At 37.3% G+C, this 25426-nt stretch carries 17 protein-coding genes and 1 tRNA gene; 6 read left to right on the top strand and 12 right to left on the bottom strand.

Features of this window, described 5'->3' with window-relative positions; translation table 11 throughout:
• Positions 1-82 precede the first annotated feature (82 nt).
• Together AHMF7605_RS08640 and AHMF7605_RS08635 are read left to right on the top strand one after the other, a co-directional pair.
• Positions 83-1495, top strand: a complete 1413-nt coding sequence (locus AHMF7605_RS08640) for an APC family permease (RefSeq protein WP_106928361.1) — start codon at positions 83-85, stop codon at positions 1493-1495.
• Between the two features lie 458 nt (positions 1496-1953).
• A complete protein-coding gene (locus AHMF7605_RS08635) occupies positions 1954-2382 on the top strand; it encodes a BLUF domain-containing protein (RefSeq protein ID WP_106928359.1) in 429 nt (142 codons plus the stop codon).
• Between the two features lie 121 nt (positions 2383-2503).
• Here AHMF7605_RS08635 and AHMF7605_RS08630 read toward each other — a convergent pair whose 3' ends face one another.
• Both AHMF7605_RS08630 and AHMF7605_RS08625 read right to left on the bottom strand, forming a co-directional pair.
• The gene (locus tag AHMF7605_RS08630) at positions 2504-2908 is read right to left on the bottom strand and encodes a DoxX family protein (protein WP_106928357.1); all 405 of its coding nucleotides are present in this window, start codon (positions 2906-2908) and stop codon (positions 2504-2506) included.
• A 184-nt stretch (positions 2909-3092) separates the two neighbouring features.
• On the bottom strand, positions 3093-3452 hold the full coding sequence (locus tag AHMF7605_RS08625) for a DoxX family protein (protein WP_106928355.1): 360 nt from the start codon (positions 3450-3452) through the stop codon (positions 3093-3095).
• A 99-nt stretch (positions 3453-3551) separates the two neighbouring features.
• Here AHMF7605_RS08625 and AHMF7605_RS08620 point away from each other — a divergent pair, with 99 nt between their 5' ends.
• A complete protein-coding gene (locus AHMF7605_RS08620; RefSeq protein ID WP_106928353.1) occupies positions 3552-4667 on the top strand; it encodes a hypothetical protein in 1116 nt (371 codons plus the stop codon).
• 319 nt (positions 4668-4986) lie between these two features.
• Entirely contained in the window at positions 4987-5919 is a 933-nt protein-coding gene (locus AHMF7605_RS08615; RefSeq protein ID WP_106928351.1) for a D-2-hydroxyacid dehydrogenase, read from the top strand.
• Between the two features lie 416 nt (positions 5920-6335).
• Here the strand turns inward: AHMF7605_RS08615 and AHMF7605_RS08610 are convergent, their stop codons facing one another.
• From AHMF7605_RS08610 to AHMF7605_RS08585, 6 genes are all read right to left on the bottom strand, one after another.
• Positions 6336-8264, bottom strand: coding sequence for a DUF3857 domain-containing protein (locus tag AHMF7605_RS08610; RefSeq protein WP_106928349.1), 1929 nt, complete (start codon positions 8262-8264; stop codon positions 6336-6338).
• A complete protein-coding gene (locus AHMF7605_RS08605) occupies positions 8264-10237 on the bottom strand; it encodes a DUF3857 domain-containing protein (RefSeq protein ID WP_106928347.1) in 1974 nt (657 codons plus the stop codon). The genes AHMF7605_RS08610 and AHMF7605_RS08605 overlap by 1 nt, the downstream gene beginning before the upstream one ends.
• A gap of 516 nt (positions 10238-10753) precedes the next feature.
• Positions 10754-11758, bottom strand: coding sequence for a DUF1574 family protein (locus tag AHMF7605_RS08600; protein ID WP_106928345.1), 1005 nt, complete (start codon positions 11756-11758; stop codon positions 10754-10756).
• A 3-nt stretch (positions 11759-11761) separates the two neighbouring features.
• Positions 11762-13240: an MBOAT family O-acyltransferase gene (locus AHMF7605_RS08595; RefSeq protein ID WP_106928343.1), complete on the bottom strand. Its 1479-nt coding sequence runs from the start codon at positions 13238-13240 to the stop codon at positions 11762-11764.
• Between the two features lie 570 nt (positions 13241-13810).
• Complete coding sequence (locus tag AHMF7605_RS08590; protein ID WP_106928341.1) at positions 13811-14956, bottom strand: site-2 protease family protein; 1146 nt, start codon at positions 14954-14956, stop codon at positions 13811-13813.
• On the bottom strand, positions 14946-15575 hold the full coding sequence (locus AHMF7605_RS08585) for an HAD family hydrolase (RefSeq protein ID WP_106933401.1): 630 nt from the start codon (positions 15573-15575) through the stop codon (positions 14946-14948). The genes AHMF7605_RS08590 and AHMF7605_RS08585 overlap by 11 nt, the downstream gene beginning before the upstream one ends.
• An 89-nt stretch (positions 15576-15664) precedes the next feature.
• On the opposite strand from AHMF7605_RS08585, the gene AHMF7605_RS08580 reads away from it, so the two are divergent.
• Positions 15665-15738: transfer RNA gene (locus AHMF7605_RS08580), tRNA-Ile, on the top strand.
• Positions 15739-16779: 1041 nt separating this feature from the next.
• Positions 16780-20496, top strand: a complete 3717-nt coding sequence (locus tag AHMF7605_RS08575; protein WP_106928339.1) for a CHAT domain-containing protein — start codon at positions 16780-16782, stop codon at positions 20494-20496.
• 242 nt (positions 20497-20738) lie between these two features.
• On the opposite strand, the gene AHMF7605_RS08570 is transcribed toward AHMF7605_RS08575, so the two are convergent.
• From AHMF7605_RS08570 to AHMF7605_RS08555, 4 genes are all read right to left on the bottom strand, one after another.
• A complete protein-coding gene (locus tag AHMF7605_RS08570; protein WP_106928337.1) occupies positions 20739-21569 on the bottom strand; it encodes a tetratricopeptide repeat protein in 831 nt (276 codons plus the stop codon).
• Positions 21570-21573: 4 nt separating this feature from the next.
• Positions 21574-22143, bottom strand: coding sequence for an RNA polymerase sigma factor (locus tag AHMF7605_RS08565; protein WP_106928335.1), 570 nt, complete (start codon positions 22141-22143; stop codon positions 21574-21576).
• A 208-nt stretch (positions 22144-22351) separates the two neighbouring features.
• Positions 22352-22783 carry a hypothetical protein gene (locus AHMF7605_RS08560; protein WP_106928333.1) on the bottom strand — a complete coding sequence of 144 codons (432 nt, stop codon included), beginning with the start codon at positions 22781-22783 and terminating at the stop codon, positions 22352-22354.
• Positions 22784-23625: 842 nt separating this feature from the next.
• The gene (locus AHMF7605_RS08555) at positions 23626-25299 is read right to left on the bottom strand and encodes a hypothetical protein (protein WP_146153548.1); all 1674 of its coding nucleotides are present in this window, start codon (positions 25297-25299) and stop codon (positions 23626-23628) included.
• Between the last annotated feature and the right edge of the window lie 127 nt (positions 25300-25426).

The raw sequence follows: 25426 nt of genomic DNA, 5'->3' as shown, positions 1-25426 counted from the left end.
TTAAATTTAGGAGTTTCTTCTTTCGAGAGTATATATTTCTGGTGAAATACCTTATATTTCCGGAGTATACCTTTTAAATTTTATGAGTACCACCAAACAACTCCAGCGGTCGTTGGGCCTGCGGTTAGTAATTGTAGTCGTCATCGGCAATATAATTGGGTCGGGCGTTTACAAGAAAGTGGCGCCTATGGCCGATGAATTACATTCCTCGGGATGGATTTTGCTGTGTTGGCTATTAGGTGGTATTATTACCTTATTTGGAGCCTTAAGTAACGCCGAAGTGGCCGGCTTACTCGCCGATACCGGGGGCGAGTATTCTTATTACAAAAAAATATACAACCGGTTTTTTGCTTTTATTTTCGGTTGGTCCTTGTTTACCGTTATTCAAACGGCTTCTATTTCGTCGTTGGCGTATGTTTTTGCGCAATCGCTCAGCAGTTTGATTGCTTTGCCACCCTTACTACCTAGTTTAGCCGAAGTAAACATTGGGGGAATCTTTTACCCTTTCGCCGATTTTAATGTGAAGTGTTTGGCTATTGTACTTATTCTGTTACTTACCTGGCTGAATACCCGGGGTATTAAAACCGGGGCGAACGTAAGTACGGGTATTTTGATTCTGGTTTTTACGGGTATTTTCACCATTATTCTTTTTGGCATCAGTAGTAGTTCGGCTCAACTGGTACAGCCATTCCAGATAAGTACTACGACGGGTAAAGCTATTACGATGAGCAGTATTTTTACGGCTATGTTGTCGGCTTTCTGGGCTTACCAGGGTTGGGCAGCCATTGGCTACGTAGGAGGAGAAATTAAAGATGCGAATCGCATGATTCCCCGGGGAATTGCCATTGGGGTACTTCTTATTATTACTATTTACCTGTTAGTAAATGCCACCTATTTGGCGGTGTTATCGGTTCCGGAACTGGAGCAAATTCACCGATCGGGTAATCAAATTGCGGCAGTAGAGGCCGTGCGAAGTTTCTGGGGCAGTAAAGGTGCGGTATTTATTTCTGGCTTAATTTTGGTTACCACGCTGGGTTGCACCAACGCTACTATCTTAGCCAGTTGCCGCACGTATTTTGCTATGGCCCGCGAAGGATTATTTTTTAAACCGGTTGCCGAGTTAAATCAGGTAAATACACCGGCTAATTCCTTGTGGTACCAGGGATTTTGGGCTTGTTTACTGGTACTTTCCGGTTCCTTCGATCAATTAACCGATATGATTATTTTTGCCGTTTTTATTTATTACGGCGCCACTACTTTGGGGGTATTTATCTTAAGAAAAAAAATGCCGGATGCCCACCGGCCTTATCGCGTATGGGGTTACCCGGTAGTGCCCGCCATTATGATTATTTTTTGTGCCTTACTGGTAATGAATACTTTCTTTAACCGGCCCCGCGAAGCTGCAATTGGTTTGGTACTGATGTTAACCGGGGTACCCCTCTACTGGTGGTTTACACGGCAAGAAGTTAAGAAAATTGAAAAAACCAACGCCTGATATTAACCTGTACTAAATTTAGCTCTAAATAACCTAACGTATTTGATACCATGATTTCTTTTTAAAAGTAGACTGATTAGTAAATAATATGGCAAGAATAAATTTGCATTTACAGTTTCTTAAATTTGAATCCTGCTTACTCTTGCTTATAATCTCTTTTAACAAGACTACTTAATATACAACTGTTTATGTGTGATCCGCTTTCATTCAGCAAATAAAAAAAGCCATTAGGTAAGTAAGTTTTATTTGAGTGACTTTTATCGACTCATACATTAAAGGTTGAAAAATATTCTTTCGTGAGATTATTTAATGGTATACGCGCTTTTATAAGCTAGAATATTTAGAGCTTGATTGGCGGGTTAGTAGCAAATTGTTCTTTTTACTGAACTTTCTCTAAATAGTAACGTTTTAATCGGCATTGATTCTATCTTATTTTCATTTAAGACAGGAGCCCTGCCATGTATTACATTGTTTATTTAAGTACGGCTGCTCAGTTAATGAGCGATGAAGAGTTGAAAGAGATTTTGGTTGTGAGTAATGCCAATAACCGAGCTTTAAATGTAACGGGTATGTTACTTTACCATGAAGGCAGTATTGTTCAGGTAATAGAAGGTGAGGAGCAAACGGTAAAAGCGCTATATACAAAAATCGAACGCGATTCCCGGCATCGGGGCATTATTAAATTAAGCGAAGGACAATTAGAACAGCGCAACTTTCCGGATTGGTCCATGGGATTTAGAACGATATCGGCTCCGGAGTTTGCCCAACTGGCGGGTTATCAAAATGTAAACAACAAAACTCTCCTGAAGCAACCTTCCGGGCAACAGGATCATAATGTGCTGATTATCTTAAGAACTTTCTACCAAACGAATATTGCCCGTTTTTAACTCACTAATTGCAAAATAACCGAAATTAGGACTATATAATAGACCTGGAATTAAACGGCATACCCATTTAATTCCAGGTCTAGATACGGACACTAACTTAATTTAAATAATATAAGATAGATTAATACGTTACGGCCGTTCTAGGCTTTCTAATAGCGTCGATACTCCAAATGCCGGCCCCGTGTGCGGCAATGTATAAAAATAAAAAGCAGTACAGAACAGCTAACTCGCCTTGGTTCAGAATAGGTAATGGTCCCTTCGGAAAGTGAGCCATAAAAAAAGCTACGGCCATTTCACCACTGGCAATAAAGGCGGCAATACTGGTGAATAATCCAAAAGCAATTAGTAAGCCGCCAACTAATTCCACTATTCCCGCAAAACCCATCATAGAAGCTATTGGCATGCCGGGTTGGTCACCGGGTATTCCCAGTAACTTCTGGCTACCGTGCATTGCAAACATTAGCCCCGCTACAATTCGTAGCAGCGCGTAAAAATAGGGAGCGTACTTTCCTAAAATTGATTCCATAACTTTATCTTTTTGTTTAAAGGTTAAGGTATTAGTTCAGTATTCGAGCAATGCAATTATTAAATTTATAAACAATAACGTATTCATCCTCAATAAGGTTAAATCAGCTGCTATTTACCATTTTTTAGTTACAACTTACTATTTATCCATTATAAATTAGGGTTGATGAGTGGATAAATAATTATTAATGATAACTGGTAAATGAATATGCCCACCAGATGAGTACGGCTTGCAGGGGTAAACGCAACCAGGTCAGCTGCCAACCAGCGCGATGAAGTTCAGTATACTGCAAGGTCATTTGAACATTGGCTGGAAACACGGCAATCAATAAGGCAATAATCAGCCAAGCGCCTAAGGGGCGGGTTTGAGCCGGAATTAATAATAAACCAAATACTACTTCACAGATGCCGCTCATAAGAATCAAAAATCGGGGAAAAGGCAACCAAGGAGGCATTATGGTCAGGTACATCTTTGGTCGAAGGAAATGGACAATGCCTGCTCCTACGTACAACAACACCATTAAGTAAAGAGATAGATTTTTCATAATTTTTTATTACAATTATTTAATTGGTTTAAACTGGTTTTATGGATTTTACCGGGAGGGTACATCTTCTAGAAAATAAACTTCTAAACCCTCGCTACCATGAAACTGTCTTATTCCATTCCGCACAAAATAGTAACCTTGTTAATTGCCGGAGCCTCTATTTCGGCGGTTATTATGATGGTAACCCTCAATTTATTGCGTCCTGCCGAAAGAATTATTTACCTGGTAACTCTTCTGCCTTTGGTGTTACCTTTAGGGTACGTATTTTTCTGGCAGCGTAGCGAGAAACAGCAACCCGAAAGATCGCCGCGGATATTGGCCTTTTGGCGAGGAGTTATTAGTTACTGTCTGGCTTTTGATATTGTTAGTTTTGGGTGGAAAAAAGTGTTCGGCTTGCAGTTCCGGCCGGTGCCTTTGTCTATTGCTGATATTCCAACGGGTGAGCAAGTGCCCTCCTGGCTAATGTGGCATTTTTATGGCTACTCGCACACATTCGGGATGATTGTAGCGAGTGCTCAAATTATAGGTTCTTTCCTGCTGCTATTCCGGCGAACCCGCTTGCTAGGTATAATGGTGCTGTTGCCGGTAATGATCAACATTGTATGTATCAATTATTTTTACCGCTTAGGCATTGGGCCTCTGTACCAATCTCTCGTCCTGAGTTTAGGGTTGATGTATTTACTTCTTTCAGAATACCACCGGTTGGTTTTGTTTTTCTTAAGTGCCCAGGAATCTTTACCCACTATTCATTTAGGAGGCAGTAAACTAAAAAATGCTATTCGCCTGTGCGTAATGGTGTTAGCCTTTGGGTACATTTATTTGTTTTATTGGAGAAGCCAAGCTGCCCACGAATCGGAATTATACGGCGTCTACGATGTAAAAAGTTTGCAAATCAACCATCAGCCAACGTCTTTAAAAGTACTGGCGCAAGATTCCATCCTTAACCGGGTATATTTCGACGATGGTAACGCTTGCATTTTGCAGTTTAATAGCCACAAACGCCGGCTCTTTGGCCATTACGATTATGATTCTCAGCGAAAAACTTTTAAAAGTATCTTTAACTTTGCAAGTGACCCCGTTGGCGACTACATGCCCCGCGGCAAAACCGATACCTTACAAGCGATTATTACCCGCTTTGATTCCGGTAAAGAAATTTCTATTGCCGGCTACATGGGAAGAGATTCTTTACAACTGGTACTACAAAAAGTGAGGTAGGTAGTTGTAATAATTTTAATTAGTAGCAGATTAGGGCTATGTCCATTATAAATTCCTGTATTCTGCTGTTATATTTTGTTATTAAGCATCCATGTTCTAAACTGTTATTATGTCGTATTAATAGCTTTAACATCAAGTCTCTTCATTTCGGTTGGTGGGTTTTTAAAATTTATGAAAGATAATTCATTTCTTCTGTTATAATAATGGCTGATAACTTTTATACTTGCGGGATAAAAGCAGTAGTACGTTCTTCTTTGCTGGTATTAAGTAATTATTAGACTTAAGGAAACACGACCAATATATATTTTAACAGAAAGAAATGAAGCTATTTGTATATACTTCTTTAAATGAAGCAAATCGAAGTTATTTACGACAAGAATTACCGCCTACTATAACTCCTGTTTTTAGAAATGAATTACCTGAGATTGAGATTTTAAATGCCTTTCAGTCAGCTGAAATAATAATGGGGAACCCACCCGTATCTTGGTTCGAGGCAACATTGCCCAAATTACTTTTTTGGCAGTTAGACTCGGCCGGGTTTGAACAATACCAATCGGTAAAGTTAAACGCTTCGGTGGCGAATATGGGTGATTTCTTTGCTCGCCCCTGCGCCGAAACTATGGTAGGAGGTATATTGGCTTTTTACCGCGGCATTCCGGAATTAGTAAAACTCCAAGAACAGAAAGAATGGCAAGGCAGCCACGTTCGGCCTCATCTGGATTTATTAGGTAATAAGAAAGTGGTTATTTTGGGGGCCGGCACTATTGGACAAACTTGTAAGCAAATGTTATTGGGTTTCGGCTGCCAGATAAAATTGACTGCTCGGCAAAATTCGGTTGCCGATATTCATTCTTTTGAAGCTTTACTGGAAGTTTTACCAGAAACGGACGTTGTAATAAATACTTTACCGGGTGGCGCAGATAAATACGTTTCGCAAACCTTTTTACAAGCTATGAAAACGGGCAGTTTGTACGCCAGTGTAGGACGGGGCACTACCACTGATGAGTCCGCTTTAATTGCGGTTTTGCAATCAGGTAAATTAATCGGGGCTGTATTAGATGTTACAGAGCAAGAACCCTTACCGGAAAGTAATCCTTTGTGGGAAATGAAAAATGTCCTGCTTACCCAACATACGGGAGGTGGCTACCGCGGCGAAGAAGAAGGAAAGGTTAAACAAGTGCTGGTTAATCTTGCCCGTTTTTTAAAAGAAGAAGAAATTTTATTTCAAGTAGATTTAGCGAGAGGGTATTAATTGCATTTAAGTCTATTTAGCTAAGAAAAGAATTAAATTGTGTAAGACTGTATGGGCAGTTTATAGTATTAAGAACGACTTAATTAAAGGGTTATAAAGAGCCGTTCAAGCTTTTATCTAAGTTTGCCTTATTTTGAAATGAAGCTGGTAACGGTATAAATACTTAATTAGCGATAAAACAAAAAGGCAACCTATATGAGGTCGCCTCTTGCATTAATTGGTAGATGTAAAAAAAACAGGAAGTAAAATTTACACTTTAAATATTAGCAATTTTCCTGCCAAAAATCCTTTTTGAATAGGTAGAGAATTCTGTTTAATTTAAATTTTGAAAAGCTGTATGCAAGAATTTTAGCTTCGTTTAAACTTTATACTAGTAACTAGAGAACAGCTAGAAAATTTTACTACGTAAAGGTGAGTTACTTGTAACCTAAGATTTCTTGCTTCTTTAATATTATTTTTTCGTGGTCACTATCTACCACTTTTTGAAAAAATTTTACTAATTGCTCGTAAACTTCCGAATTATGTTCTCCTTGCTGTAATGTAAGCTGCCTGGTATAAATAAGTATGTTATTTTTTACTTCCACTTTTGCTTGGTAATGGCCAAAAAATGTTTGCAGATCTACAGCAGCTGGAACATAATCTAATTGATATCCAGGCGGTAATTGGTAAGTAATAACATCTTCATCCATAAATCCCCGGTTAATATATACCTTGTTTTTACGCTGACGAACTTCTTTCGGTACACTTATTTCATGGTTTAATTGGTTTAATTTTAACAGGAGCAAGCTGCCATTTACCGTACCAGCCTGATGAGCAGTTAATTCCATTTTCTCGATTGTGGCCGGAGTATTATTTTTTTGCTGAGTAAGATTGTAATAAATAATATCCAGATTGGGTATGTTGTATGTTTCCCGAATTTCATATAATTTTTCTTTTGGGGATTTTTCGCGTAAGTGCTCGCGATTATCGTACTGAGTACCTTCAAAACGGGTTTCTACCTTCCCACTTAAAGTGCCATTTGCTTCTAAGTTAAAATTTCCTTGCCGTATTTGTCGATTTTGCTGTGCCTCGTAACGTGGGGTTCGGGTAATAACCCCGCCCTTTTCGGTGCAAAGTAACACGTAGCGATCATCGGTGAAGGTACCTAAAAATCCGACTGGCGCATTTTTACTCGTGCACTCCAGCCAGATAGTATCGGGTTGCTGAGGTAAGGGCACACAAAGTATAACGTGGTTCCCTTGTAAGCTCGTAAAATCAGGTGTGTAGCTGCGTTTAAAATTTCCTGCGTGTACTTCGGTGTAAATAGCAGGAATGCCCGCTACTTGCAGTAAAGCTTTGGTGTAATTAGTTAAAGCTTTGCAATCGCCGTAAGCCAGTTGATCCACTTCTTCCGCCCGCATAGGCTGTAAGCCACCGATTCCAATCTGAATACTGATGTAGCGGTTTTTCTGCTGCGCGTATTCGTAGATTTTCTGAACTTTATCCCGGGTTGTTGGGCAATCTTTAATTAACTCCTTAACTTTAGTTACGGTGGCAGCAGGCAAAATATCTCTACCTTTCAACAAGTTCTGGTAAACCCATTGCCCATAATCCTGCCAATTGGTTATCTGACCCGTTAAACCTTCATATTTAAAATTGACGGCGGCTAATTCTACACTAGGTAAATAGGCATCGGCGGGTGGGCTATACGGTTCCATTTTCAGAGCAGCCAGGTTTTGTACGGTCCACGTGGTCCTCTTACCTTCTTTTTCGTTTATTTCCTGCTTAGGGGTGGTGAGATTTAACTCACGAATACGGATTTTAAAACCTGGTTTAGTTAAAAAAGTAAAGGAACTGCTTTCCACCGCAATATCGCCGGATGGTTGTGGGTGCCATTCGGGCAAATGTAAGGTTTGTTTAAGCTTTAACTCGTATTCATACACCACCGTGTAAGGCAACTGCGGTACTTGCGGTTTAAAGTATTTCACGCGCTCATCTTCAAATAACGAGAAGCTACTAATGGCACTTACATCTTGAAAATCGTTGTTGCTTGTTTTTTTAATTAAGTTGCCCTGAGCATCGTAGATACAGGCCTTCAAAGATTTTACTTGCCGTGATTTGTTATAATATACAGTTACGTATCCGTATTCTTCGCCGTTATTGTTCAGAATAGTGATGGCTTGTTTTACCTTGTAGCTTACCTCATCTAGGGCTTTAACCTCTACGGTGGTTTCATTAGAGCGAATAACAGCGTTGGCGTAGGAACGAAGGTTTTTTGGAATAAGATCAGAGCGGTAAGCTTCTTGCCCCCGGGCCTTAAAAAGTGTGCTTGCAATTAAAAGTAAAACAATAATAGAAGTTCTCATCAGACTTTTGCTTTCTTTTGAAAGAAGATTTGCTGCTGGTAGGATTGAATGATTTTATCGAAGAATGCTTTTAGGTACTGGTATTCTTGTGGACTGTATAGCGGTTTGCTCAGAGCTACCAGACTAGTAAGCGATAAACGATTGTTGGTATCAGTTACCTGGAACAAATATTTCCCACCGCCATTGGGTAATGCAATAGCTACGGCAGGTGGTAAATTAACAGTTTCATACTCCTGCGGGTAATCAATAGTTATGGTAAGTTGTTGCTCTAAAGCTGTACCTAAGTCTACGGGATACAAGCGATCGGTTGAAGTAAACGGATTTTTCTCCCAACGATCAATGAAATAAGGATCGAGCATAAACCGGTTTTTATTTAATCCGTCAAATCCTTCTATAGCTACGTGCATAATACGGGTAAGAGATTTATCTACGTCCGGAAGGTTCTGTATCTCGTATTTATTAATTTTTACTTTGTTCCATTTTTCATCTAAGGCTTCTATGTACTCTTCCTGATTATTATAGGAATCAATTTGTTTTCGGTCGCGAATGGCTGCGTATCCGGTAGAAGTATTATTTATACTGCCAGAAAAGTGCCCGTCTGGATGAAGAGTTAAATTTAATAGGGCAATTTGACGTTTCTTGTCAATTGGTTTTAGTTCGGACCAGTAAGAAGAACCTTTGGCCGGAATAGCTCGTCCTTTGCCGTTTAAACAACGTAGCGGCAGCATGCCGAAAGGTAGGTAAGAATCTGTAGCATCTAATTGGTATACAATGCCTTTAGTTTTTACCTGAGCAATTACATAATTAAAATCGCTAATTACCGGGTGTACTTCAATTGGGTGGCCATTTTCACGGGTGGAAAGAATAACCGGAAGAGCAGGCAAACCAGCGTACTGCAAAGCAGCAATTAAAGCCAGATTAATATCCGCAACGTTACCTGATTTGGCATCATACGCTTTTTTAATGCCGATTTCACTAAAGCAACCATAATACTCATTCCACTTGAACCAGTTCTTTACAAAATTATAAACCAGTTGAGCTCGTTGTAAAGAATCGGGAGTGGTCGCCAACAGCGGATCTAAGTGTTCTTTAAATACTTCTTTACCGCGTTTAAGTTGTAATCCAAATTTAGGTTCCTGAGGCATTTCCTGATCTGCATCTTTCCATTCTTTGGTGAAGCGATCCCGGGAACCATTAAAGCTTTGTACTTCGGATAGTTCAAAATTAAGAGCTGCCAAGTAGTTACTCCGAGCCGTCATAAATTCTTCTTCTATAAAGGCAGGCACGTCTTTCATAGCGTACTTATACCGGGCACAATCCGCTTTACCGCCACCTACCATAAAGCAATCTTTTACGATTTCATTTTCCTGCTTAGCTAAAGGATAAAAGCTTATTAAAGTCATATTATAGACGTAGTTGCCCGGAATTTTAGCCCAATATTCCGTATAAATTTTAGGAATATCAGCCTGAAATTCCCAACGTCTAAAATTGTATTTAAACGGAGATTGTAAGAGGTATTTTACCTCTATTACACTACCAACTTTTACATTAGGCAGCGTAAACTTTACTAAATCGTAGTATTTATTTTTACTTTCGAGGTAGGTTTTGCCGTTAAATTTTGATTCGGTTATTTTTCCATTCTCCAGATTAAAAGTACTAGCTATAATTTGGCTTACCCGTTCCGATTTACCAGGTACTTTATGGATGGGAATAGAAATATTAGCTTGTCTTAAGCCTTGTTCATCTAATATTTTTATGCGGACTTTGTATTCATGCTGAAGTTCTAAATCACCTTCGTCACTAATCCAACTATCCCCAAATTCATTTAGAATAACAGCATGAGCAGTCGTGTCATGCTTATAAGTGGTCATTTGCAACTCTAAAATATTCGTGTTGCCTAACTTAAAACCATGGTCTTGAGCTTTTATAAAAAAAGGAATAATACACAATAATAAGAGTAGTCGTTTATGCATATAGTAAAAGTTAAACTATCTAATTTAGGTTTATTTAAGTATACAAATATTAAGATTAATTAATTCTTTAGGTTCAAAAATCAGTCCTGTTTTTTGATACTCTTGAAATTTTAGAAAATTGTAGAAGAGATAAAAAATTATTATCTAAAATACCTAGATGGTAGGAAAATAATTTAAATGGATAAGAATAAAGGAAAGAGTAGTTTGTTTTAAATCGCGTATAAAATATCCTTATACAAGTAGAAGTATCACTTTCTATAAAGAATAAAATTCTAGTAATGCCAAACGTTGAAGCATTAATTGAAAGAAATATCAGAATATTTTATCCTGATAATCTGACTCACCTTTTAAGCTTATTTGCTAAAAATAAGCTTAAAAGGTGAGTTATAAAAAAGAGTGAATTTTTTGACCTGTATAAAGCACAAGAGCCTGAAAATTAAGACTTCCAGGCTCTTGTGCTTTATATACTGTATTTCTATAAATATTTATTCAATTACGTCTCTTTTTAGTAATTTATCATAATGAAGATATGCTGCTTTCTTTAATGCCTAAAGAGGTTAAATCTTCGTAAACAAATTGATCTAACTTGGATGCTCCACTTGGGCTTAAATGGTTTTTATCTAAGAAATCTTCGGATGAAGACAAAGATAAGCCTTTACGCGTATTATAATCTATAAAAGGAACATTGTTCTTCTTGGATATTGTTGAGATGTAATTAGTATAATCGTTATAATTTGTCAGATTATTTTTGTACTCTTTGGTAACCGGTAACAAAACAAGAACAAGTTTGGTATTGTTTTGCTTGCACAGAGCAATAATCTTTTCTAAATAGTTCAACTGAAATTCGGAAGGTTCTTTTAATTTAGAATCTAAGTTCCGGAACTGATACGCTTTTTTAGGATTTGTCATGGCTAGCTCGGCTTCTGGTACAGTAGATTCCACAAATCCGCCAGAGATATAAACTTCTTTAGGTAGCTTCTTTTCACGTACTTTGGTTAAAGGTGTATGCACCCGGGAAACAAAATTAGAGATTAAACTGGAAATTATAGTGTAGTCATGAGTAGTTAAAGCCATATCTACAATGTTATCCGTTAATTCATGATTCGATACTAGATCAACCGTCGACTCTGTAACATCTTCTTTGGTCATCATATGCCAATACAAGTCTAAAACAATGTATTTTGGTTTTAACTTGGGCAAATACTCTTGCAGTAAGAAATAAGAGTTATAAGGGCTTTGAGCAGAGGTTCCTAGGTTAAAGGCCTTTAATCCTTTTTGTTCAAATTGTCTGGTATCAAAACCCCGGTAAACCTGCGAAGAACCTAAAAATAAAACATCAATGTTGGAAAATTTGTCAATTTCTCTAAATCTGGAGAGAGTATAATACCCTTTCCCTGTCGTGTATTTGCCATTAGGCAGCCAATTGGCAAAACCCGTTAAGCTGGCAACGTAAATAATAACAAAGTACGCAATGGCACACGTAACCAGAACAGCCGATATTCTAAATAATAATTTTTTCATTTTTTAAAATTGAAAATAAATGAATTCTGCTTCTGAAAAACTGCCTAGTAATAAGATAGATAAAATAATGATGTTATAAAACACCAATCGCATTGGAAAGGGATATTTTTTAACTTCCAGGCGAAGGCTTCTGTTTCTCTGGAATAATTCAATTAAAATAAGTATAGAAATTACTACAAAGGACAATAAGAATATTTCTTTTGTTTGATCTAAGAAAAGGTAGCGTTGCCGAACAAAGCCATTATGAACAATTAAATCTAAACTTTGTGAGAAGCCAGTAAACATATGAGTGGTAATATACCAAGCATCGCTTAAAGAGTTCGCCCGGAAGAAAACCCAAGCCAGACATACCAGAACAAAAGTAGTACCTATTTGAATAATTTTATATAAACCTGGGAGCTTCTTCAGGCCTATAGCATCTACAATGCGATCCCGTGATTTACCCGTTATCTGACCAAATACCTGGTAAAAGCCATGTAACGAACCCCAGATAATAAAGGTCCAGCTGGCTCCATGCCAAAAACCGCTTACTAAGAATACTATGAAAATATTGTAGTACCAACGCCATTTGGGAACCCGGTTACCACCCAAAGGAATGTACAGGTAATCTCTGAACCAGGTAGAAAGGGAGATGTGCCAACGACCCCAGAATTCTTTAATATTTTTAGAGAAATAAGGACGATTAAAGTTTCTCATTAAAGTAAAGCCCATTACCTGAGCAGAACCAATAGCGATATCGGAATATCCGGAAAAGTCGCAATAAATTTGAATAGCAAAAAATACGGTTGCCAAAATCAAAGGAATGCCTTCATAATGGGTAGGATTATTGTAAACTTCATTCACCATGATGGCTAGTCTATCGGCAATTACTACTTTTTTAAATAAACCCCAAGCCATTAGTTTTAAACCGGAAGTAACCCGGTCGTAGTCAAAGTAATGTTTTTCATGAAATTGATGTAAAACATTCTGCGGTCTTTCAATTGGTCCGGCTACCAATTGCGGATAAAACATTACGTATAAGGCGTATATTCCAAAGTGCCGTTCTGCTTTTTGATGACCCCGGTATACCTCAATGGTATAGCTCATGGCCTGAAAAGTATGGAAAGAAAGTCCGATTGGTAATAGTATTGTTAAATAGGGTATGTGGTTTTGGTAACCTAAAGCTTCGCTAAGCGAGGTAATATTATCGTTAAAGAAATTATAGTATTTAAAAATAGCAAGCACACCAATGTTAGCTACTAAACTCCATAATAGGTAGAATTTCTTCTTCTTTTTGGTCTCACTGTTTTCAATAAGAATCCCGGCGTAATAGTCGATTACAATAGTAAAAAACAGGATTAAAATATAAATCGGCTTGAAGAACATGTAAAAGAAGCAACTAGCCGCTAAAAGAAGGAACCATCGGAAACGATGAGGCAGTAGAAAATAAAGAATAGTAACTACTGGAAAAAAGAGGAGAAATTCAAATGAATTGAATAGCATTTTTATTATAATTTATTCATTTATTCAAAGGTACTACTTAAAAAGATATAGGGCAAGGTATTTTCAATTTTAATACATTAGAAATTATATATAGTGTTTTTGCAACCTGTATATGTATGTGTTTGAAGGTCAGACTGCCCGCAATTAGTGTACCATTATTATAATAAATATCAGAAAAATAATGATTTTAGTTGAAAAGTATTGGCGCACATTATATTTATTGCTAATTAGAATTCCTGTTATGGACGATAAAAAGGTTTGAGTAGCTGTTTAATATTAGCTAAAGTAGGGTTTGCTCTTTCATGTATCCTAATTCGTTAAATAAACAAAAAGTTCAATCGAAAGATTATATTGTCTTTTAAGGAGTTTGTACTTAACTATTAAAGGTAGCTTCTGTTTAGTTCAACTTGTAAAAATTTATAACTATTAAATTCAGCTGGTTGGAAAGCTAACCCAACCTTTTATCTGGAATACAAACTTTTAGAGGTGAAGATTGAATAGTAAACTAAGTAAATCATTTGTAAGTTAATTATTTAGTACTTAGTCACCTGATTGTTAAATAGAATATTCTTATTCGTATAGAAATGGGGCAGGGCTGAAACTAAGCAGAAAAATAAGTACTGCGAACCATCCTAATACTTTACGGCCCGTGCTAAGGGGTGCTTCGTCGGGAGCGGGTGGATGAAAAATACCTAATAACCTGGATAACAGTAATCCGAAGACTAACCAGCCCGGATAACCTTTTGTACCGGGGAATACAAATGCTAAGCCCATATGCAGGCAAAACATAGTAGCTGTTAGCATTAAGGCTAATTGGGTGTTAGGTGTAATTTTCTCAAACACTACGTATAAGTAAGCCGCGTACAACGAAAATTGCCAGTATCTTTCGTCGGGTGGGGTATGCGGACCTACTATTCCAAGGCCCGCATAAAAAATAAAAATGATAAAGAAAATAGGAGAGATACGGTTAAAGTTTCGAAATCCAATTAAGCCATATAAAATATGACCTCCATCTAACTGCCCAATAGGTAATAAATTCATCGCGGTAAAAAATAAAGAAAGAAAACCAGCGAATAAATACGGGTAATGCATTAGTTCATAGTGATTGGGTACCAGGACAGGATCCGGAGCTACAAACTTTTCAAAGAATATAAATAATAGATTTTTTCCTAAAGCCGTGGAGTTGCCTGTGTCCTGGTAGACTTTACTAGCGTAATCAAGACCATACTTTTTATATTCAGGATGAATGGTAAAAATATGTTCTGGAGCAGGCAAATGCGTAAATCCGTACCAGAGTAAGGGAATAGCTACTATAAAGCCAGCTAAAGGGCCAGCAATTCCTACGTCGAAAAACTCTTTTTTTGAAAAAATGCGGTCTTTAATTTTAATAACGGCCCCCATAGTGCCAATGGTTGGGAGTAAAGGAAACCAAAACGGAATGTAATAAGGCAGGGTTACTCGAATACGATAATATCGGGCTGTAAAGTAATGCCCAAATTCATGCGCCGTTAATACGCCTAAAAACGGAAGTGAGTAATAAAGCCCGTTTAGCACTTGTTGGTCTGTGAGCAGGCGAATGATACGCCATTGGGTAGTAACTACCAGCAAAGGTTTAGCAGCCATCCACTCAGCACCCGCCAAAGTAGTTGTAACCAATGCCAGACAAAATAAAAACAAATGAAAAGTGTAATTTTTTACTGTAGAGCTACCGCGCATGTTCAAAAAATTCGTTAATGGTAAGCGGTGGCTGCAAGTGCAGCGTTTGCAAACCCAGTTTCCGGGCACCTTCAATGTGCTGCAAGCTATCGTCAATAAATAAGGTTTCGGTAGCTTTTAAATCGTTTTTAATTAAAATATGCTCGAATATGGCAGCACTAGGTTTGCGCATACCTACTAAATGCGAGTAATACGTTTTCTCAAATAAACTATCCAAGCCGGGTAAACCTGACACCTCTCGTACCGTTCTGTTAAACCGTTCGGCGTGAATTGCATTGGTATTGCTGAGCAGAAACAAGCGGTATTTTTTACCCAAGGCCTGAAGAAGTTGAATCCGTTCGGGGGGGATGTCGAGCAGCATGGCGTTCCAAGCTTCATCCAAAGCGCTGTCTTCCCCTTCTATTCCATAGGTGTCACGTAAACCTTGTCGGAAAACTTCCGAAGTAATCTGGCCGGTTTCATACAAATCAAAAAGCTCGGATTGGGCTTGTTGCGTAAAGTCAATGCGTTGTTGTCTTTTGCTCATCGAGCGCAAAGCATCCACTGATTTTTGGTAAGCTAAATTGATAATGACGCCACCTAAATCAAAAATTATATTTTTTACTTGCTGTAAATCCACAGGAATTTTTTTGATAGTATTTGGAAAATGCGGTGCAAATATGTAAAATTGCACTCCCAAAATCAAAAAGAAGTAAAACTCTTTTTGCCGGGCCTATAGCTCATTCGGTTAGAGCAACTGACTCATAATCAGTAGGTGCCTGGTTCGATTCCAGGTGGGCCCACTTAAATGCCTCTTAGATCATTCTAAGAGGCATTTTTATTTTATGTATGCTTAATGTATCTAAAGTAACAATCGATATATCTTAGAGTATGTTTTACATTCTTTTTAAAAGCAGCTTTTAAAAAGAATGTAAAACATAAAGGAATGATTATTAAATTATTAAACTTTCTTGTTTCTGATCAGACGGGTTCAGTAGGCTTCTTACTGAAATTGAAGCAAGTTCTGATGCCACTACTTTCTTGAAGTATTTTAAATATACGATAGCAAAACTAGCGAAAAAGGCTTATGCAAGACAATCAACCTAATCCGTTATTTAATTTCACAACCTTAAAAATTTAAACATACTCTTAAGTTTAAAGCAAAGATACTATTCTGCTACTAACGGCATTGTCTCGGGAGCTACTTTCACCAGCCATTATTCGATGCTGTCTGGGAGAGTGTAGTCCATTTGACTTTGTTAATTGATGTAAAGTAACCGCTCTTTAGGGTTTGTAAAGCTATTAGTATTTCTTCGTAGAAGAAGTTTCCGAAGCGCTTATTCCACTGCTTCGTGCCCTCAAGCACGCACTATCTAAAAATTGCGCTAGCTCTGATAGCGTTGAATTGTATCACCATTTGCTCTTAACTCAGAACGATTTGCCAACGAGTGCCTGGTATTTGCTGTTAAATAGTTCATAAGTAGTTACTTATACTATTACTGACACTAACTGCTTGTTTCAGAGTCTAGCACCTTTATCTTTTACCTTAATCCTTCATGATGCTTTATTAGGTGACTACCTTGTCTCCAATATCTTTTCTGCTTTAAAAAATACTGAAATTAACGACAAAGAAGTTGCTTATAATAGGTAATGAACCTGCAAAAGGGTGAATAATAGAAATGATATTTAAAAAAGCTTTTTATGTAATTATTTAAGTTTATATATTATTACATATAATTTAGCTACATTAAATGTAATTTCTTGCAGGAGCTATTATAACTGCATTTTAATGGTGGGTAATAATTAACTCAACACAAAGATTTCTGTCTAACCTTGTTTATTTAATGATGAAATCTTTACTTCTAGGTGCTATTTTCCTGTTATCAAGTTTTAATAAAATAGCCTTTGCCCGGCAACCCCAAATAATAGTCGATTTCAGGCATGCTCAAAATCTGTATCAGCAAGCATTAAGATTACAGCAAGAAGGCGAGTATCATAGTTCTTTGATGATGTTTAAGAAGGCATCTCAAGAGTACAAAGAGCATCGGCTATGGGCGAAAAAATTAGATTGTGACAATGAATTTATTCAAAATTTAATTTTACTGGGTAGATACAATGAAGCATTGCATAAGGCCAACCAAACCCTTAAGGAAAGCTTATCTAGGGCAAAAGGAGATCCTACAGGGGCTTATATTAACCTCGGTAATGTATATTACGAAAAAGGCCAATACGATAAAGCTTTAGCGTATTTTCAGAAAGTATTACAATATCAACGCACCAAATTTGGTGAGACTCATCCTAAAGTAGCAAGCACTTACATTAACCTAGGTAAGGTATATTTCGAAAAAGCAGAGTACGCTAAAGCATTGGGGTTTTATCAAAAAGCTTTGTTTATCCGTCATAAATTCTTTAAAGAAACGCATCCTGTTATAGCTAATTCTTATCAAGCTTTTGTAAATATATATATAGCTAAAAGGGAGTCCAAACAAGCTCTGGAATACCAACAAAAGGCATTAAAGATTCAACTTACTGCTCTTGGTCAAACTCACCCCGATGTAGCTGATTCTTATTTCAATCTCGGTGATGTATATTACAACAAAGGAAATTATGAAAAAGCTTTTGAATACCATCAAAGGGCTTTCTTGATCCGACAGTCTGTTTTTGGTGTATCTCATGTGAAAGTGGCGGATTCTTATAACAATTTAGGAAAGATTCTTCAAGTTAAAGGAGAGTACAAGAAGGCACTATCTTACCTATTTAAGTCATTAGAAATCCGACGGACCACCTTAGGGAAATCTCATCCGAAAGTGGCTGATTTATATAATAATTTAGGTAAAACATATCAAGCAAAGGGAGATTACGAGAAGGCTTTGCAGTTTCACCAAAAAGCACTGCAATGTTTTCTAAGTGCCTTTGGTAGAATGCATCCAGGTGTGGCAGATGCTTATAAAGAATTAGGTAACACTTATTTTGAAAAAGGTGAGTATGAGGAAGCTCTAGGAAATTATCAGCAAACATTAGAAATCCGTCGCACTGTTTCAGGCGAAGCTCATACAAGTGTGGCTAATTCGTATTACGTTATTGGTAAAGTTTTTTCCGCTAAAGGCGAATACGATAAAGCTTTAGAGTATTTCCATAAATCATTACAAATCCGGTTGGCTGCTCATGGCGAAACACAGCATAATGTAGCTGATTCTTATAATGAAATAGGAAATATTTACCAAGTAAAAGAAGAGCACAGAAGGGCTTTGGAGTATTATCAAAAAGCTTTAAGAATTAGGCGAATTATTTTTGGTGTATCTCATTCGAAAGTGGCAGAGTCTTACAACAACCTAGGTAAGGTATATTATAGTAGTGGAGATTATGACAAGGCTTTAGAATACCACCAGATGGCTTTGCAAAATTATCATAAAACTTTAGGGGAGTCGCATCCTGGTACAGCGGAATCTTATAACTACTTAGGTAATGTTTACCAGGCTACAGGGGGGTACAAGGAAGCCGCTCAATACCATTATAAAGCTTTACAAAGCTACCTTAAAACTTTTGGTAAATCACATCCTGCTGTTGCGGATACTTATAACAACTTAGGAAATGTATACCGCCTAACAGGTGAATTAAAAAAATCTTTACAACAATACCAAAAGGCTATTATTGCTAATACGCCTACTTTTCAGGATACTCTCATTGCCCATAATCCTATTGTCGCCGGACATGGTAAACCTCACTTAACTCCCAAAGATTTACTTTTCTCCTTGCGAGCCAAAGCAGGTATATTGGAGAGGTTATATAGCCAGTCTAATACAACTGAAGACTTAATTCTGGCTTTGCAAACCTCTTGTTCTGCTGATTCTTTGGCGTATAAAATTCAACAAAATTACACCGAAGAGAATGATAAAGTAGCTTTCTCTGCCGATGTCATGGAATTATATCAGCAGACTCAGTCTTTGTGTTTAAAGTTATACCGCATAACAAAAGATTCTCACTACTTAGATAAGGCTTTCTATTTTGCCGAACGGGGAAAAGCAAGTGTGCTCACAGCTTCGCTTACGGAATCAAAGGCCAAGGCTTTTGCCGATATTCCAGATTCCTTGCTAAAACAAGAACAAAATTACCGTAATCAGATTGCCCAGTTTTCTCAGCGGTTGGCTAAAGAACTGGCCAAGGGAAATAAGGCAGATAGCAGTATTCTAATACATTATCAAAATCAATTGTTTACCGCACATCTGCAACAGGATAGTCTAGTAAATGAATTTGAAAAAAGCTATCCTAAATTTTACGCCCTCAAATATCAATTAAAATCGGTTACTCCAAAGCAACTCCAAGACGTCTTAGATAAAAAAACAGCTCTGTTAGAGTATACCCTGACGGATAATTTCCTTCAGGTATTTATTATAAGTCATAAATTTTATAAAGTTGAAACTGTATTCTTGGATAGTCTCTTCCATCGGCGATTAGTTGCTTTTAGGGAAGGTATTCTTTTGAAAGACCAGGATTTGTATCAGCAAGTCGCTTACAATTTATATAAAACGTTAATACCTCAGTCACTTTCCAAATCAATTAAATCATTAATTATTATTCCGGCCGGAGAATTAACTACTTTGCCATTTGAGGCATTGCTGACAAAACCGGCAGAAGTTGTGAAGGGTAAACGAAACCCCTACTTATTAAACAAATATAATGTAAGTTATGCCTATTCGGCAAGATTGCTCTACGAACGATTAATTCAACCCCAGGAAACACCTACCAAGAAACTACTTGCTATGGCACCTGTATTTACCGAAATCCAAAGTAGCAATCAGGAGGTAACTTTTCAAAACACGTTACTCCATCAGGAGCTTTTTGTTGAGGATGAAAGGGACTATGACGAAAGTAGTATACAGCCACCATTGATGAACGTGCCATTGCATAATTCTGATCTTGTAATTAAGGAAAATCTAAATGCAAAAATTGACTACACAAAAACTCGACTTTCATCAATAGATGGTCAGGAACTTCCCCCATTGCCTGGTTCGGAGCAGGAAGTCATAAAAATTTCTAAACTGTTTCAAGCAAAGGGATTCTCCTCCAGGGTATTGCTACATCAAAATGCTAGTGAAAATCAGATTAAGCGTCCGGAACTTATTAAGTTTAACTATATTCATTTAGCTACCCACGGCTTTGTAAATAAAAATTACCCCGAACTTTCTGGTTTAGTACTTACCCAAAACCAGACTAATCAAGAAGATGGAATTCTGTATTTTGGAGAAATATATAACCTCCATTTAAACGCTGATTTAGTAACTCTTTCTGCTTGCGAAACAGGCTTAGGTAAAATAGTTCAGGGTGAAGGTGTAATTAACCTTACCAGAGCTTTATTATATGCCGGAGCTAAGAATATAATGGTTTCTATGTGGAAGGTGTCTGATAAGTCTACATCAGATTTAATGGAATATTTTTACCAGGAGCTTCTTTCGGGAAAAGACAAGTCAACCGCTTTACAATTAGCAAAACGCAGCTTGATCCGACAAGGGAAGTATGACCAACCATTTTACTGGGCTCCTTTTATTTTAGTAGGTAAGTAATATAAGAGCAGGTTTAAATTTATAAGATATTGTAAAGCAGGAGAAAATACTAAAGAGAACGCTAAGATAAATTGAGATAGTCCTGGTATAATCGGGTTTAAGTAAGTTAAATGCGGCACATATAATTTATTCAAACTGTTTGATTAAATCTTAACTATCTTAGGTCATACGTCATAATACTTAATGTTTCAATTTATTTTTTTTCTTTATTTAAAAGAAACAGTTTCTAATTAATTTAGCTCTTAAAGTTTTTTCAACAAGTCCTCTGCCTCTTTATTGTTTTCCGTCCTATTTTTCACAACTTGTTGTAATAACAACTTGGCTCTTTTTTTATCTCCTTTCTGGTTCCGTTGCAGGTAGGTTAGGGCTTTCAGGAAAAGGCCGGAATTACCCGGTACATTTTCTTTTGCCAGTTCATCAAAAACCTGCAATGCTTTATCGTACTCTTTTGATGCCAGGAAAACCAGCCCCGTATACTTTTTAGCTTCCCTGTATTCCGGGTGATTTTTATAGACGCTTTGAAAATACATTAAGGCATTAGGATACTCTTGATTATTATAAGCGGTAATACCCGTTTCGAGACTGTCTTGAATAGTATTTTTTTGCTTTAATTTATCACCGGCTATGCCAAACTCCAGGGTATCTTCCGGATCACTTATGGTTTGATTTATATGCAGCAAATTTTCTTTAAAGTAAGTATCAGCCAGAAGCTGAGTAGTATTATGCGGTTTGAAAAAATAAAAACAGGTAACCAGCAATAAGAGTATAGTAGCTGCTATAGCAAAAATTGTTTTAAAAATTTTACCAGAGTAAAGCGGGATTATTTTTGTGGTTGGTTGTGGTTCGTTTTCAAAATAACGCTTATTTAATGCAAGTAAAGTGTTACGTAAATCCTTTTCCTGCATTTTATATTTTGCAGTTCCTCGCATTTCTGTTTCAATGGTCCGGTACACGGAGAAGGTACCAGCCAATTCTTTATCGGCCGATAAGGCCGCCTCAAAATGCGCTTTTTCTTCATGGCTCATTTCTCCGTTGAGGTAATCCTCTATTTGCTCGTAGTAAGTAGAATCCATGATTTTACCATTTTAAGGAGTTAAACTGGGTTGACTGTTTAATTAACGTAATTAATCTGGCCATACATTCTGACTTTTTCTTTCGGGCATAGCCATAGGTTACCCGTAGGATTTGGGCTACTTCTTCCATCGAGTTACCGCTCCAGCTTAATTGTAATAATTGCTGACAAGTATTACCTAACTCCGCCACTTTTTCTGTAAGTAATTTATAGCGTTGCTCTTGTAAAATAAGGTCTTCTGCCATTTTAAAGCTATCCTCTTCTAAATTAATTTCGTCATCCTCTAGTATTACCCTTTTGTTTTTTCTTTTGTTTAACTCGTTTAACCATTTGTTTTTACAAACGATATAGAGAAAAGCATCCAAAGGACACGATAATTCAAAATTCTGCGTACTTGCTTTATGATATAACGTTAACAAGGCCTCATTAAAAATATCGGCAGCATCTGCTTCTGTGCCATTATTACTCAGAATCATTCTTTTAATTTTACCAGAAAACTTACGATATAACTCATCAAGCAAGACTCTGTTATTGTTTAATAAGGCTTCAATATATTTTTGATCAGAATGTTTCATTCCGGCCAAAATAATTAAAGTTTTCTCTTTAAAAAAGTAAAGTTTTCATGGAACTGGGTCGTTTTTTTTATTTCTTGATTTAACCTGGAGATAATTTATCTCCTGAGAAAATCAAGAAATTTATACTTTTCTGGTTCGTTCTTGAATCGGCCCTGTTTATCATCTCGCTACTTCTTTCCGGTAACGGAGTGCTAAACAGGTACTTAATTCAGGAAGCCAGGAAAAAACGCGCAGCTATATGGCTCTGGGAACTGCAAGTAACATCGTACGTTTCCGAGTCAAAATCTTTGTTCTTGGGGTCGGCTACATCGTAAGCTTCGGTAGCTAAAACCAACTGCATGCCCGTTAGCGGGGCAATATTTTTCACCCGGAAAGGCAGCGTCATCCGCACTTCGCCATCCAGCACATTATCAAACCGGCAATCCATTAAATTATTTCCGTCTTCAAAACTGAACAAACGGTTATTAACAATTATTGCCCGCAGCTGAATAGTGATGCCCCAAACCGATATTGGCCGAATGTTAAAGCGCACGTGCATGCGGTAATGATTCGATAAACCAAAATTACTTTCTTCCGGAAGATGAATGGATACAATTTGCTGCGGGCTAATAAACTGAATTTCGGTGTAAATGGTAGCCATATAGCTTTATTCTTTGGGTTGGTGGGTGTTGTTACTGTTGGGTTATAATTAGAATTTACTGCCTTTAAATAGTAGCTAAGTAATGGATAAGAATCAGGTTTGGATTGAATGAAAATCGTTGCCCTTATTTAACTGCTTGCTATCTGAAACTTAAATTTGGCATAACCTGCCAGTTGATCTTATATTACTTATTACCATTCATTTAATTGGTCACTCAAGAATAATAGTACCGTTTTAACCAGTACCACTATTCGGAAAGATATACTTTTGCCTGATTAATAGTCTTGTCATAACTTACTTTGCCGGGTGGATACAAACCTTTAGCACCATAATTTATTTTTAAATAGTTTACCGAATTTTAACTAAATTAAACATATTCACTCTTAAATACAGGTTACTGAGGGATTGTTACCGGTTACTTTGCAAAAAATTAAAAAATTTGCTTAAATATTTGTTTTATCATATCTATTAAGTAAAAAATAGAGGCTATTGAAATGAATGATTTTTTAATTTCTTCATAGAAGTCGAGTAGTGGGAACATGGGAAGAAATATAAAATGTAAGTGGGGCCAAATGCATTTTCGGCTTCTCCTAAATCAAGATAGTTAGCGCTGAAGGATAAAAATGAATGTAACTTTAATAAAATGCTAACTTATAACCAGTTGCTTGTTACTGTATAGGTAGAGAAGCAAAACTACAAACCAAAGTTATTCGGATGTATCCTTTATAAAACCAAATAGCTAATTGATCAAAGCAGCCTAATTTTTACTAGAATGAAAGTTAGCCTCAGAAAATTAAGTGATAGAAAGTAACAGTATAAAGAGGAGAAACTATTTTGTTGCCTTATAAGGTGCGGGTATAAATTACCCAGCTGTTAACGCGACTGTTTTTATCTAGGTGAAAGGCTATTTTTTGGTTCGTATAAACCCAATACTCACCGGAAGTTCCTGTAAAAGTATAAGTTGGTTTACCATAGTTCTTAACTAAAATGTTGGAATGAGTGCCTCGCTTTATTTTTCTGGCGGTTTGCTGAGGATAGTTATCGAGGGTTAAAAGGGCCAAGTAGTTGCGGGTGCTATTTTGAATACTTAATTGCAGATGGTCATGGAACTCACTCCATTGAATAGTAAGGTTAGGGTTTTTGCTTACTTTTATTTGGGGAGAGGGTGTGAGCAAAGCAGCATTGTTCCTTTTTCCGCCAATTAGTTCGGGTATAATACTCACAGGTCGGTCCGGAATAACGGAAGATTCTTCTTCCTCAAACCAACTCATCACCCACATCGCTAAACTTGCGGTTAACGATTCGTTCATTTTATTAGCTAGTTCCAGGTTATACCGGCCCATATAAGCCCCTTTCTGGTTAGCTATTTCAAAATCTTTCTGAGCTTTATTAAACTGATTATCTTTAAAATAAGCAATGGCTCTAATAGAATGAGCATTGCCGGTAATTAAAGCCGGACTTAATTCATTAATAATTCCAATAGCGGCAGGTTGATTTCCCTGGAGGGAATAAATGCAGGCCAGGTTTATATAAGCGGGTACATAATTAGGGTCTACTTTCTGGGCTTGCTCGGAATATTTGCGGGCTTCACTTAATAATTGCAGATAGGGTTGCTCGTTAAACTCAGGCGAGAGAGCCCGGTTGCGGGTTACTAACCGGCTTTGTGCATCCATTTCAACGGGATAGGCAAATTTTGTGTTTTCCTGGCCCGAAGAAAGCACTAAGGCCTGCTGCAGTCTGGCGGCCGCTAAGTTGTTATAAATTTCTCTGCTGGGAAACTTATTTACCAGAAAATCGAAGCACTGGGCGGCGGATTCAAATTCCTGAATCAGGTAAAGAAAAAAACCGGCTTTAAATACCGCCACCATTTGCATGGCCTCTTTTTGCCGCTTGGCATAAATTGCTTTTCGTTCTTCTTTGGTTAGATAACCGTTTAAGCTTTCCGATAGATTAAAATATTCATAAATCATATCTAAAACCCGAGGAAAAACCCGACCCGTAGCGTAGCCGGATAGCTCACCGTAGAAGCACCCGTAAAAGTCAGCCGCTGATTCAAATTGTTGAATGTTTGCCTTGGACATACTGGTATTCGGCTGGCCAATGCCAAAAGTGAAGTACCAATCGTGTTTTTCGTAATGGTGAGCTAATTCATGACTAAGTAAAACGGCTAAGGCGTTAAGTGAATCCTTCTGTAATTTAGCGCACAAATCATAAACCTCTTCATCAAATTGAATAACTGGATGATTACCAGGTTTATACATGGCTATTACCTTGGTTTTATTTTTACTGCGCCCAATAATCTCTAATTCAGGTTGCGGCCGGCCGTTGGCATACGCATACGTTAACCGGTCGAATATCTGGTGCATTACCTTGTATTTGTAGGAAGTTGCCGGTAAAAGAGTTTGTGCATGACCGCTATTTATTTTTCCTAACAGAAGAATAGCTATTATACAAATACGAGCATATCTTTTAGAACGGAAGCTTACTCGATATGCCAGATTAAATGTAGTTTCCATCTTAGAAATTTGTCTTGTAAAAAGACCTCATTAGGTACTAACGTATCTCTTCTTTAAGTAACCAGAAATAAAGGTAAAGTATGATAAATACTTTACTTTTAAATAAGCTTAGTAATGGTAAATTTCA

Origin of the sequence: Adhaeribacter arboris, assembly GCF_003023845.1 — a bacterium.
Taxonomy (GTDB): domain Bacteria; phylum Bacteroidota; class Bacteroidia; order Cytophagales; family Hymenobacteraceae; genus Adhaeribacter; species Adhaeribacter arboris.
Note: the sequence above shows the minus strand (reverse complement) of the source record. Positions and strands in the feature narration are given on the sequence as shown.